Below are 12,315 nucleotides of genomic sequence, written 5' to 3' on the forward strand. Positions count from 1 at the left end.
CCCACCATCACCAGCGAGGGGAGCACGAGGCCATGCAGGAGTTTCTGGTCGTGGTCAACGACGAGGAACAGTACTCGATCTGGGCGGCCGACACCGAGCCGCCGGCCGGCTGGCACCGCACCGGCCACCGGGGCACCGAACAGGAGTGCCTCGACCACATCGACCGGGTGTGGACCGACATCCGTCCGAGGTCGGCCCGCTGAGACGCGGGCGGACGACGGACGTCCGGCACGGTCGTGATGACACGGGGGGAGACATCCAGGTGCGGAACAGCGAGCTGTACGTCAGCGGGGTCGGCAGCTACCTGCCGCCCCCGGTCCGGGCGGCGGACGCGGTCCGGGAGGGCCGTTACGCCGCCGCCGACCACGACGACGACGAACTGGACCTCGTCCTGGTCGAGAGGTCGGCCTCGCCGGCCGAGATGGCGGTGCACGCCGGCCGGCGGGCGCTGGCCGACGCCGACCGTGCCGACGAGGTCGCCCTGCTGCTGCACGGCGCCAGCTACTACCAGGGCCAGGACTTCTGGACCCCGGCCACCTACGTCCTGCGTGAGCTGATCGGCAGCGGGGTGCCGGCGTACGAGGTGCGGGCCGCCTCGAACAGCGCGATGGCCGCCCTGGAACTGGCCGCGGCCTACCTGCGGGCCGACCCGGACCGGGCGGCGGCTCTGATCACCGTCGCCGACCGGTTCACCCTGCCCGGCTTCGACCGGTGGGCCACCGACGCCGGGGTGGTCTACTCCGACGGCGCCGCCGCCGCGGTGCTGTCCGCCCGGGGCGGGTTCGCCCGGGTCCACGCCATCACCTCACACACCGATCCCGAGCTGGAGGAACTGGGCCGGGACGTCGAGCGCTTCCACGACGCCCCGGTCCCCGGAGGACGTCCGCTGGACCTGCGCGCGTTCAAGCGCCGGTACCTGAAGCGGGTCGGCTTCGCGGAGCTGTCCCGCCGGTTGACCAGCGGCCTGCGGCGGAACGTGACCGCCACGCTGCGCGCCGCCGGCAGCGAGCTGTCCTCGGTGGACTGTTTCGTCCTGCCCAATCTGGGCCGCGACCTCATGCAGTGGGAGTTCCTCGACCCGCTCGACATCCCCGTCGAGCGGACGTCCTGGGACAACGCCCGGCGGATCGGCCACCTCGGCGCGGGCGACCAGTTCGCCAACCTCGCCCACCTGCGGCGGAGCGGTCGGCTGTCGGTCGGGGACCGGGTGCTGATGGTGGGCGTCGGACTCGGCTTCAGCTGGACCAGCGCCCTGCTGGAGATCACCGCCACCGCACCGGGAGCACAGACCGGGGTTTCCACGGAAGGAATCCGTTGATGAACTTCGTGCGGCTCACGGTGTTCAAGGAGGTCGTCCGGCAGGGCTCGCTCACCCGGGCGGCCAAGCACCTGACCTACACCACCTCCGCGGTGTCCCAGCACATCTCCGCTCTGGAACGGGAACTGGGAGCGGTGCTGCTGGAACGGTTACCCCGCGGCGTCCGGCTCACCGAACCCGGCCGGGCGCTGCTCGACCACGTCGAGCGGATCCTGGACGAGTACCACGCCGCCAAGGGCACCCTGGAGGCGATCGCCGCCGCCAGCGGCGGGCGGCTCCGGCTCGGTTCCTTCCCCACCGCCGACGCGACCCTGGTCGCCCGCGCGGTGGCGCGGTTCCGGCGCAGCTTCCCCGCGGTCGACCTCACCCTGCACCGGGTGGACCTGGCGGAGGCCGCCCACCGGCTGATCACCGGTGAACTCGACATCTGCCTGGTGCACGTCTTCGGCGGGCAGGACCACAAGCAGCTCGTCGGCCTGGAACTGGGCCACCTCCTCGACGACCCGCTGCACGTCATCCTCCCGGTGGGCCACCGGCTCGCCGGCGCGGGCCCGATCCCCCTGGTCGACCTGGCCGAGGAGAACTGGATCCAGGGCACCCGGCAGAACCGGGTCGACGAGGTCCTGCCCGAGGTCTGCGCGCAGACCGGCTTCCTGCCGAAGGTCGTGCTGCGCACCGACGACCAGCTGTCGGTGCAGGGGCTGGTCGCGGCCGGCGTCGGAGTCGGTCTGGTCTCCTCGCTGGCGGTGCCGGTGCTCCGCGCGGACCTGGTGGCCCGCCCGGTCGCGGAGCCCGGCCTGACCGGACGGATCCACACCGCCCAGCCGCTCGGCCTGACCCGGCTGCGCTCGGCGAACATCATGCGGGACCTGTTGGTCGAGGCGGCCCGGTCGACGGTCCGTCCGGACGTCCCGCTCCGGGTACCGTTGCCCGCCCGGCGCTCCTGACCGCCCCCGCCACCCCACCTCGCCCTCCCGGCCCCCGCCGCCCTGGCTGGCGGTGGTCGGGACGGCGGTGGGCGGGACGGCGGTGGGCGAGGGGGCGGTGGTACCGCGGGCGCCTCAGCCGGGTGGGGGTGTGGGCGTGCGGCCGTCCAGCCGGCGGCGTACCCGTTCCTGAAGCTCGGCGGGGTAGGCCCCGCGCAGGGAACTCTGCGCGAGGCGACCCGCGCCGGCCGGCGGCAGCAGACAGTCGTGCACCACCCGGGGACCGGTCCGGGCCTGCCGCTCGCCGTCGGAGTAGCAGGCCAGGATCGGCAGGATCTCGCCGACGCTCACCGCGGCCCGGTCCACCGGGTGCTGCCGGGTGCCGAGCGCCCAGAGCAGCTCCCCGGTGTCGGCCGGGTCGACGTCGTCGTCCAGCACGAACAGCTTCGGCACGGTGAAGCCGAACTTGCTCGCCCAGACGACCTCGCCGATCCGGTCGCACAGCTCGGCGGTGCCGGTGTCCGGCAACCGCTCCCGCCAGTCGGCGGCCACCGTCACCACCAGCCAGTGGTTGGCGGTCTCGAACGGCGACCAGACGGTGGTCACCGGCAGGCCGGCGGCGTGGAGCAGGCCCAGCGCCTCGGCCGAGAAGCAGAGCCCGGCGGCGGTGTGGTACTCGTCCACCGGGCGGCCCTCGGCGACCAGGGGCCACACCGCGTCGTGCCGGTGGGTGACCGCGGTGACGGTGTAGACCGGCTGTCGGCTGGTCTCGGTGACCAGGTAACCGGGGTACTCGCCGAACGGGCCCTCGTCGGCGTCCCGCTCCGTCGAGACGGTCCCCTCGATGACCAGCTCGGCGTCGGCGGGCACCGCCAGGTCGACGCTGACGCACCGGACGAGCTCCAGCGGACGGCCGTAGTGGGCGCCGAGGTAGCCGACCTCGTCCACGTTCTCCGGCAGCGGCATGCTGGACACGAACGGGATGGCCGGTGCGCCGCCCTGGAACAGCGCGAACGGCATCGGCTCGCCCCGTTCGGCCCACATCTGCCAGATCATGGTCAGGTGCTGCCCCGGCACGAACAGACCGGTCATCCGTCGCCCGTCGAGCTGCTGCACCCGGGAGATCGACCAGTTGGTCCAGGACCCGTCCGGCGTGCGGGCCACGATCGTGCCCCAGGTGTTGACGTACGGGCCGCCGTCGCCGAGGTGCAGGGTCGGCACCGGTAGCCGGTCCAGGTCCGCGTCGTCCCCGAGGCGTACCACCTCCTGACACGGTCCGGCAGGTACCAGCCGAGGGGGCACCGGGTCCCGGTCGCGGACCTGCGCCAGCCGCCGCACCAGGTCGGCTGCCGAGGTCTCCGGTGGCATGCCGAGCGAGAGCGCCACCCGGGCGAGCGGTCGGTCCGGGTCGCAGCTGAGCGCGGCCTGGCCGGCGAGCAGCCGGATGCCGTGACCGCCCCGGGGCCGGCCGAACAGCAGGGCCGCCGAGCGGGTCTCGTAACTGTGTCGGGCGAACGCGGCGACCTCCAGGTCCGGGTCGACCTCCTCGGTCACGGTGCGCAGCTCGCCCAACCGTTCGAGCGCGGCCAGATGGCTGCGCAGGTCGGGAAGTTCGGTCACGGGACGCCTCCGTTCGATTCGGACCACCGCCCCGACGGGCCGTCGTCGGCGGGCACCCCCTGTCGGATGCGGGCGGGTGGGCGGCCCGTCGCGGCGAGGCCGGTGAAGCCGCCCCGGTAGAAGACCAGCGGTTCGCCACTGCCCGGTTCGACGTCGACCACCCGGCCGAGGTGCAGGACGTGGTCGCCGCCGTCAGTGCGGGCCCAGGGCACGCAGTCGACGTAGCCGAGGCAGTCGGCCAGCCGGGGGGAGGGGCGGTTCCGGCACCATTCGACCAGCGGCCGGCGGAGCTGCCCCGAGAAGTGCAGGGCCAGGTCGCGCTGCCCGGCGGCGAGGATGTTCACGGTGAACGGCACCGTCGGCAGATGTCGGTTCGCCCGGCTCGCCCGGTGCACCGAGACCAGCACCAGGGGCGGGTCCAGGGACACGGAGGTGAAGGCGTTCACCGTGATGCCGCCGGTCCCACCGTCGGGCAGGGGATAGGTGACGACGGTGACGCCGCTGGCGAACGACCCCAGTAGCCGCCTGAGGTCGCGGGGGGCGACGGGCATGCGGGACCTCCCACGGGTCAGTCGGACTCCTCGGTGGCCAGCACGAAGTCGTACTCGGCCACCAGCTCCCGGTCCTCCGGACGGGGTTTGAGGACCAGTTCGCCCTTGACCGCCTCGGCCACGTCACTGTCCAACCACGGGTCGTCGGCGAAGTAGAGCTGGGTGGTCAGCGGCCGGTGTCCGGGCGCGCAGACCTTGAAGTGCAGGTGCGCCGGCCGCCACGGATGCTTGCCGAGCAGGGCGAACAACCGGCCGGACGGTCCGGCCGCCGGGACCTGGTACGCACCGGGCAGGACGGTCCGGATGTCGAACCGGCCGGCCGCGTCGGCCACCACCCGGGCCCGCAGCAGGTACCCCGGCAACTCCGGCGCGAAGTGCGAGTATCCGCCGGTGGCGTCGGCCTGCCAGGTGTCCAGCACCGCACCGGGCAGGGGGGTGCCGTCCGGGGCGCGGACCACGCCGTGGAGCCGGAGCGCCCGGCCGGGTTCGTCGGGACGCTGCGGCAGCGCGCACGGCGAGTGCCGCAGCGGCGCGTCCGGTACGTAGAACGGCCCCTCCACGGCGCCCGCGCCGGCCCCGTCGACCGCGTTGAACGTCTCGACCGTCTGCTCGAAGAGGATGTCCAGCAGCAGCGGCCACTCGCCCGCCTCGCCGACATCGATCAGGAAACTCTTGATGGTCTGGTAGTCCGGGTAGCTGATCTCGTGACGGACCAGGGAACTCCGGACGTGTGCGACGAGTTCGCCGGCGAAGGCGGCGACCCGGTCCTCGGGCATCTCGTGTCCTCCTCGGTGTGCGGTCGGCCGGCGGCGGAGTCCGGCTCAGGCGATCAGGTCGGGGGCGGTCCAGCCGTCGAGGTCGTACTCGTCGAGGCAGCGGTCGACCAGGGCCCGGAACTCGTCGAGCCGGCCGTTGGTCTCCGCCTGCCGGACCAGGTCCAGCCGGACGCCCTCGTGGTTGCCGGCGTAGTTGCGTTCGTAGAGTTCGTGCCGGCCGGCGAACTCGGTGCCCACGCAGTCCCAGAGCAGCTTCATCACCTTCACCCGGTCCTGCGCCCGGTAGCCGTTGCTGCCCCGCAGGTAGCGGTCGAGGTAGGGGCGGACCTCCGGGTTGGCGAAGTCCCGGGTGCTGGAGTTGACGTAGATCAGGCCGCTGCCCACGTCCTGCTCGATGATCTCCTTGACCCGTGGGTAGCCGACGGTCATGAACCAGCGGTACGCCATCCCGTACTCCGGGTTCGGCAGGACCGAGCCGCCGACCCAGGGCAGCGGGTTGCGGGCCATCGCGTCGCTGATCCCGGCGAACAGGTTGCGCCAGGCCAGCACCTCGCCGAACCGGCTGCGGACGCCCCGGTAGTCCGCCGTGCCGGTGATCTCCAGCGCCTTGGCCAGCAGCCCGGCCAGGAACTCCAGCTTCACGGTCAGCCGGATGCAGCCGTGGAAGGTGAACCGGGGCACGAAGCCGGAACCCGGGAAGAAGGCGTTCGCCCGTTCGACGTCGTGGTGGACGAAGACGTTCTCCCAGGGCACCAGGACCTTGTCCAGCACGAAGATGGTGTCGTTCTCGTCCAGCCGGCTGGAGAGCGGGTAGTCGAACGGACTCCGCGCCGCCGCCGCGGCGGTGTACGACGGCCGGCAGATGAGCTTGACCCCGGGCGCGCCCACCGGGATGGTGCACACCAGCGCGAACTCCTTGCGCCGGATCGGCAGGCCGTGGTGGGCCACGAAGTTGTAGTGGGTGATCGCCGAGCCGGTCGCCACCACCTTCGCGCCGCTGACGATCACCCCGGCGTCGGTCTCCCGTTCGACGTGGACGAACGTGTCGGCGACCTCGTCCGGCGGCAGGTTCCGGTCCACCGGCGGGTGGATGATCGCGTGGTTCCAGTACAGCACCCGTTCCTGGGACTCCCGGTACCAGCGCAGCGCGTTCTCCCGGAACGGCTGGTAGAAGTCGGCGTTGGCGCCCAGGGTGCCCAGGAAGCTGGCCTTGTAGTCCGGGCTGCGCCCCATCCAGCCGTAGGTCATCCGGGCCCACTCGGTGATCGCGGCCCGGTCGGCCAGCAGGTCCTCGGCGCTGCGCGGAGCCCGGAAGAAGGCGTGTGTGCGGCCGCCTCCGCCGGTGTCCGTGGGCACGGTGAGCCGGTCGGCGGTGGCCGGGTCGTGCAGCGCGTCGTAGAGGCGGGCGGTCATCCGGACCGGGTTGCGGAAGGCCGGGTGGGTGGTGACGTCGCGGACGCGTTCCCCGTCGAGCCAGACCTCCCGGCCGTCGCGCAGGCTCTCCACGTACTCCGCCCCGGTCAGCGGACGCCGGGGCGGCGTCGACCCGGTCACGCGACCGGGGCCGGGTCGGTCGGCGCGGTCACCCCGGCGGCCCGGCGCAGCGCCCCGGTGCGGATCAGCCCGGCGACCGCCTCGACGTCGCGGTCCAACCGCCGGTCGCCGTCGACGAACGGGGACACCTCGCGGATCGCCGCGTGCACCCGCCGGAGCGCGGGGGAGGCGTTCGCCGCACCCCGCAGGTCGATCGCCTGGGCCAGCGCGATCAGATGGATGGCGGCGACGCTGCGGGTCAGCTCGACCACCGTCCGGGCGTCCCGGGCGGCGATGGTGCCCATGCTGACCTTGTCCTGGTTGTGCGCCTCGGTCGAGCGGGAGAAGACGGTCGCCGGGGCGGCCATCTTCAACGCCTCGGCGGTGACGGCCGAGCAGGCGATCTGCATGCCCTTGAAGCCGTGGTTCAGGCCGGCCCCGGCGTCGTCCGGCGCGGTGGGGCTGACCAGGTTCGGGGTCAGCCCGGCGTTGAACTTCTCGTCGACGATCAGCTCCAACTGCCGGTCCAACAGGTCGGCGATGTTGGCCACCGCCACCTTCAGGCTGTCCATGGCCTGCCCGAGGTGGCCGGCGTAGAAGTTCCCGCCGTGGTGCAGTTCGCCGAGATCGCCGTCGAAGAGCGGGTTGTCGGTCGCGGAGTTGATCTCCGTGGTCACCCAGGGCCGGACCCAGGAGAGCGTGTCCCGCAGCACGCCGGTGACGTGCGGCGCGCACCGGATCGAGTACTTGTCCTGGATCCGGTGTTCGAGCCGGACGTAGCCCCGCTCGCGCAGCGGCTCCCGGCGCAGCAGGATCTCCTCGTACGAGGTGGTCAGCGCGGACCCTTCGAGCAGCGCCCGGATCAGGCCGGCGCTGCGGCCCTGCCCCGGGTGCGGCTTGCTGTCGTGGACGAAGGGGTGGAAGTGCGACGCGTTGCCGAGCAGCGCCTCGCACGACATCGCGGTCGCCAGGTCGGCCACGAAGGCCAGCTCCTCGGCGTCGACGGTGGCGAGCGCGGCGAACGCCGCGGTGAACGAGGTGCCGTTGATCAGGGACAGACCCTCCTTCGGCTCCAGCCGTACCGGCTCCAGTCCCTCCTCGGCGAGGGCGTCGGCGACCGGACGGACCGTGCCCCGGTGCGCGACGTCGCCCTCCCCGATCAGCGCCGCGGCGACGTAGCAGAGCGGCACCAGGTCGCCGCTGGCGCCGAGCGAGCCCCGCTCCGGGATCAGCGGCAGGACGTCCCGCTCGACGAGGCGCAGCAGCAGCTCCACGGTGCCGGGGCGGATCGCCGAGACTCCCCGGGCCAGGGAGTTGGCCCGGATCAGCATCGACGCCCGCGCGACCTCCGGCGTGGCCGTCGGGCCCACCCCGTTGAGGTGGTAGAGGACCAGGTTGCGTTGCAGCTCCCAGGCCTTCTCCGGCGCGATCTGCCGCACGCAGCTGTCCCCGAACCCGGTGGTGACCCCGTAGATCGGGATGCGCTGCGCCAGCAGTTCGTGCTTGAGGTCGAGAGAGGACTTCATGGCGTCGGCCGCCCCGTCACCCAGGCGCAGGGCGACCTGCCCGGCCGGGCGGGCGACGGACGCCACCTCCTCGATGGTCAGCGAACGGCCGTCGAGCACCAGATCGGCGCTCGGCATGGATCGGTTCATCGGGTGCTCCTCGCAGGGGACCGGGACGGAAAAACGGGGAATCGCGTACGGAGGTCGCCGGAAAACGGTGGCGCCGGGACGGCGCGGAAGTGATCAGGTGATCGACACCGCTCCCCGTAGTCTGCGCACTCCGCCGCCGCCTGTCTTCCGACCCAGGTCCGGTTTTCGGACCGGTCCCCGGTCCGGGTCGCCGGCGGGCGACCGGACCGGGGTCGAGGTCGACGCGGTGCCGAGGGCGTGGTGGAGGAATTCAGAAATGCTGATACCGGACGGCGGTAACTCTTAATTTCTATCGTTGGATGGTTTCCCGCCACCTGTGTAGGCTCATCGGTGTCCACAGATATGTGCAGGTGAGCCGGAACGGAGGTTCTGGTGGGCGCTGGTCTCGCAGAATCCGTGACGCCGGTCGGTGGCGCGACGGTCCGGATCCGCATACTCGTCGGCGGCAACCATCCGATATTCCGGTCCGGTCTCGGCCTCATGCTCGGTGAGCTGTCCCCGACGTTCACGATCGTGGGCGAGGTGGCCGAGGCCGGGGCGGTGGCGGACGCCGCCCGGCGGCGGTCGGCGGACGTGGTGGTCTACGACGAGGACAGCCTGGGGTCCGCGGCGGTGCTGGCCTCCGTGGCGCAGCTCGCCCCGCAGCGCTCCGCCCGGGCGGTCGTGCTGCTCGGCCTCGGCGCCGGGGACTCCTGGCGGGAGCACCTGCGGGCCGGGGCCCGGGGCCTGCTGTTCCGGGACGGCGGCGCGGACGAGCTGGGGTTCGCCGTCCGGTCGGTGGCCGAGGGCGGGGTCTACCTCACGCCTCGGCTGGCCGGGGTCATCGTCCGGCCGCTGGTCCGTTCCGGCCGCCCGGCCGGGCCGGCCGGGCGGGGTGACCCGCTGACCCTCCGGCAGGCGGAGATCCTCGACCTGATGCTGACCGGCGTCTCCAACGCGGAGATCGCCGCGGAGTTGTCGCTCAGCGAGAAGACCGTGAAGTTCCACGTGTCGAACATTCTCGGAAAGTTGAACCTGAAGAACCGGACCCAGGTGCTGGCTCATCTCATGGGCGGGCAGCGGTCCGCCGCCGGTGCTGGCCCGGAGAAGGGGTGACGCCGGTGGTCGGGTCCCGGAGCATGGACTGTCGCCGGTGGTGGGTGTTGCGGGCTGGAACGGTCGCATCGGACCGGGCGCGGCCGGCGATAACTGCGGGGGAACAACAGTAATCCAGCCATCAACTTCGATAGCATATCCGTGCCCGGTCGGCGTGAATGGACGTTCGCTCTGGGCGTATGACCCAGGTTGACCCTCTCCTGCAATGTCGACTACGGTCGGTTGTGATCTGATGAACGTACGGGTCGGCCGGTGGTGTGTCCGGCGAATCCGTGACCCGCGACGACGGTCCGGTCGACCTCCCCAGACGCGAAGGGTTCTGCGCGTGGATCATTCGACGACCCCCGGCGATTCCGCGATCGAGACCGGATCGGCGGGCACGGTCCAGGAGCGTCCCGCCGCCGGTGCCGTACCGCCCGGTCCGACCGTCCCGGACGGCGACGGCACACCCACCCGCCTGCCGGCGGCGTTCCATCGCCTGTGGACCGCGGCGGTCGTCAGCGGTCTCGGGGACGGTCTCCGCTACACCGCCCTGCCGCTGCTGGCCGCGAGTGTGTCCCGGGCCCCCAGCGACGTCGCCGCGGTGACCGTCGCGGGCATGCTGCCCTGGCTGCTCTTCGGACTGTTCGTGGGGGTGCTGGCCGACCGGGTCGACCGGCGCACTCTGATGTGGACCACCGACCTGGTGCGCGGCCTCGTGGTGGCGGGCTTCGCGGTGCTGCTGGTGGTCGGCGAGCCGTCCATCCCGCTCATCGTGGCCTTCGCGTTCGCCGTGGGCAGCGCGCAGGTGGTCTTCGACACCGCCGCCGGGGCCTTCCTGCCCGCCGTCGTCGGCCCGGCGCAGCTCGGCGCGGCCAACGGCCGCCTGATGGCGGCGCAGGTGCTCACCAGCCAGTTCATCGGTCCGCCGATCGCCGGCCTGGTGTTCGCCTTCAGCGTCGGGTGGCTGTTCGCCGTGGACGCGTTCACCTTCGTGCTCGCCGCGGTGCTGGTGCTCACCATCCGGGTGCCCCGCCGGGAGCCGGGGGCGGACGGTGCCGGCGTCGGCCGGGACGTCATCGAGGGCCTGCGGTGGCTCAACCGACACCGGGTGCTCCGCGACCAGTCGGTGATCTACGGGGCGATGGCCCTGGTCAGCGGGGCGCTGCTGGGCATCTTCGTCCTCTACGTCAACGACCACCTGGGCCTCGGCAGCCTCGGCTACGGTCTGCTGATGGCGTGCTTCGCCCTCGGCAACGTGGCCGTCGCGCCGCTGGTGCCCCGGCTGCGCGCCCGGTGGGGTGACCGTGCCGCGCTGACCGCCGCGGTCGTGGTGGTGATCCTCACCCTCACCTCGCTGGCCCTGCTGCCGACCCCGGTGGTCGCCGGGCTGTCCCTGTTCCTCTTCGGTGCCGCCGCGATGACCTGGATGGTGGTCACCGTGACCGTCCGCCAGGAACTGGTCCCCGACGCGCTGCTCGGTCGGGTCACCAGCACCTACCGGATGATCGGGTTCGGGGCCAACCCGCTCGGCGCGCTGGCGGCCGGGGTGACCGCCACCCTGATCGGCATCCGGCCGATGCTGGCCGTCGGCGCGGTCCTGGTGGCGGTGGTCGCGGTGGCGTTCCGGGCCGGCCTGGGCAGCCAGACGGCCGTTGAGGAGCACGTCGGGAAGGACCCGGGCGGGGCCTGACCGTCCACCGTCGACCCGCCCGGCGGTGGCCCGACCTCCGTCGGGGCGGGCCACCCGCGACGACGAGGAGTCACGTTGACCGTTCCGTCCCGGCCGACCGTCAGCGCGCAACCGGGCTTCCGGCCCACCGTCGTCGAGGCGGGGTTGGTCCAGTTGGCCAACAACGAGGTGCCCGACGGGCCGCTGCCCACAGCGGCCCGCGCGCTCGCGGCGGCCACCACGGGCGTCAACCGCTACCCGGACCCGACCGCCGCCGGGCTGGTCGACCGGCTCGCCGACCACCTCGGGGTGCCCGCCGGGCGGGTCGTCGTCGGCGACGGGTCGGTCAGTCTCTGCCAGCAGCTCCTCCAGGCACTCTGCGGACCGGGCGACGAGGTCGTCTCCGGCGCGCCGTCGTTCGAGCTGTACCCGGTGCTGAGCCGGGCGGCCGGTGCCGAGCCGCGACCGGTGGCACTGGCCCCCGGGCACACCCTCGACCTCGACGCGATGGCCACCGCCGTCACCCCGGCCACCCGGGTGGTCTTCGTGTGCAACCCGAACAACCCGACCGGCACCACCGTCGACCGGGCCGACCTGGAGCGCTTCCTCGCCACGGTCCCCGACCGCGTCCTGGTGGTGCTCGACGAGGCGTACCGCGACTTCGTCGACGACCCGGAGGTGCCCGACGGTGCCGTCCTGGCCCGCTCGCGAGGGAACGTGGCGGTCCTGCGCACCTTCTCCAAGGGGTACGGGCTGGCCGGGCTCCGGGTCGGCTACGGGGTGTTCCCGACGCCGGTGGCCGACGCGGTGCGCCGGCTCGCGCTGCCGTACGCGGTGAACACGCTCGCCCAGACCGCCGCGCTCGCCTCGCTCGACGCCGGGGACGAGTTGCGCGACCGGTGCCGCCGGATCGGGCGGGAACGGGACCGGGTGCGGGCGGCACTCGTCGGGGCCGGGTTCGCCGTCCCGCCGAGCCAGGCCAACTTCCTGTGGCTGCCGGTCGGCGACCGGGCCGAGGCGCTGGCCGCGCACTGCCGGCGGCACGGGGTGCTGGTCCGCGCGGTTCCCGGGGCGGGGGTACGGGTCAGCGTCGGGACGCCGGCCGAGAACGACGCCTTCCTCCGGCTGGTCCGGGCGGCGGAGGGCGTACTGCCCGAGCCGGCGGGATCCTGACGGGCGCGCGCCGGGGG

Annotated in this window: 11 protein-coding genes; 6 read left to right on the plus strand and 5 right to left on the minus strand. The window is 72.9% G+C overall.

Translation table 11 applies throughout. The features are described from left to right. The first annotated feature begins 32 nt into the window (after window positions 1-32). From AB0F58_RS27695 to AB0F58_RS27705, 3 genes are read left to right on the plus strand one after another with little or no spacing between them, the layout of a single operon-like run. Window positions 33-203 (plus strand): MbtH family NRPS accessory protein, encoded by a 171-nt coding sequence (locus tag AB0F58_RS27695; RefSeq protein WP_357148999.1) that lies wholly within the window; start codon window positions 33-35, stop codon window positions 201-203. A gap of 59 nt (window positions 204-262) precedes the next feature. Further along, on the plus strand, window positions 263-1,318 hold the full coding sequence (locus tag AB0F58_RS27700) for a ketoacyl-ACP synthase III family protein (RefSeq protein WP_357149002.1): 1,056 nt from the start codon (window positions 263-265) through the stop codon (window positions 1,316-1,318). After that, on the plus strand, window positions 1,318-2,265 hold the full coding sequence (locus AB0F58_RS27705) for a LysR family transcriptional regulator (RefSeq protein ID WP_357149005.1): 948 nt from the start codon (window positions 1,318-1,320) through the stop codon (window positions 2,263-2,265). The genes AB0F58_RS27700 and AB0F58_RS27705 overlap by 1 nt, the downstream gene beginning before the upstream one ends. Before the next feature lie 114 nt (window positions 2,266-2,379). On the opposite strand, the gene AB0F58_RS27710 is transcribed toward AB0F58_RS27705, so the two are convergent. The 5 genes from AB0F58_RS27710 to AB0F58_RS27730 are packed head-to-tail and all read right to left on the minus strand — an operon-like array spanning window position 2,380 to window position 8,379. Further along, entirely contained in the window at window positions 2,380-3,864 is a 1,485-nt protein-coding gene (locus tag AB0F58_RS27710) for a UbiD family decarboxylase (protein WP_357149008.1), read from the minus strand. Then, entirely contained in the window at window positions 3,861-4,415 is a 555-nt protein-coding gene (locus AB0F58_RS27715; RefSeq protein WP_357149011.1) for a flavin reductase family protein, read from the minus strand. The genes AB0F58_RS27710 and AB0F58_RS27715 overlap by 4 nt, the downstream gene beginning before the upstream one ends. 17 nt (window positions 4,416-4,432) lie before the next feature. Further along, window positions 4,433-5,191 carry a dioxygenase gene (locus AB0F58_RS27720; protein WP_357149014.1) on the minus strand — a complete coding sequence of 253 codons (759 nt, stop codon included), beginning with the start codon at window positions 5,189-5,191 and terminating at the stop codon, window positions 4,433-4,435. A 45-nt stretch (window positions 5,192-5,236) separates the two neighbouring features. After that, the gene (locus AB0F58_RS27725) at window positions 5,237-6,745 is read right to left on the minus strand and encodes a 4-hydroxyphenylacetate 3-hydroxylase N-terminal domain-containing protein (protein WP_357149018.1); all 1,509 of its coding nucleotides are present in this window, start codon (window positions 6,743-6,745) and stop codon (window positions 5,237-5,239) included. Next, a complete protein-coding gene (locus tag AB0F58_RS27730; protein WP_357149021.1) occupies window positions 6,742-8,379 on the minus strand; it encodes an aromatic amino acid ammonia-lyase in 1,638 nt (545 codons plus the stop codon). The genes AB0F58_RS27725 and AB0F58_RS27730 overlap by 4 nt, the downstream gene beginning before the upstream one ends. Window positions 8,380-8,751: 372 nt before the next feature. Here AB0F58_RS27730 and AB0F58_RS27735 point away from each other — a divergent pair, with 372 nt between their 5' ends. From AB0F58_RS27735 to AB0F58_RS27745, 3 genes are all read left to right on the plus strand, one after another. Further along, window positions 8,752-9,474 (plus strand): response regulator transcription factor, encoded by a 723-nt coding sequence (locus AB0F58_RS27735; protein WP_357149024.1) that lies wholly within the window; start codon window positions 8,752-8,754, stop codon window positions 9,472-9,474. Window positions 9,475-9,799: 325 nt separating this feature from the next. Then, a complete protein-coding gene (locus AB0F58_RS27740; RefSeq protein WP_357149027.1) occupies window positions 9,800-11,146 on the plus strand; it encodes an MFS transporter in 1,347 nt (448 codons plus the stop codon). 75 nt (window positions 11,147-11,221) lie between these two features. Then, the gene (locus AB0F58_RS27745) at window positions 11,222-12,298 is read left to right on the plus strand and encodes a histidinol-phosphate transaminase (RefSeq protein ID WP_357149030.1); all 1,077 of its coding nucleotides are present in this window, start codon (window positions 11,222-11,224) and stop codon (window positions 12,296-12,298) included. Window positions 12,299-12,315: the final 17 nt, after the last annotated feature.

It is taken from the genome of Micromonospora sp. NPDC023956 (assembly GCF_040639195.1).
Lineage (GTDB): Bacteria > Actinomycetota > Actinomycetes > Mycobacteriales > Micromonosporaceae > Micromonospora.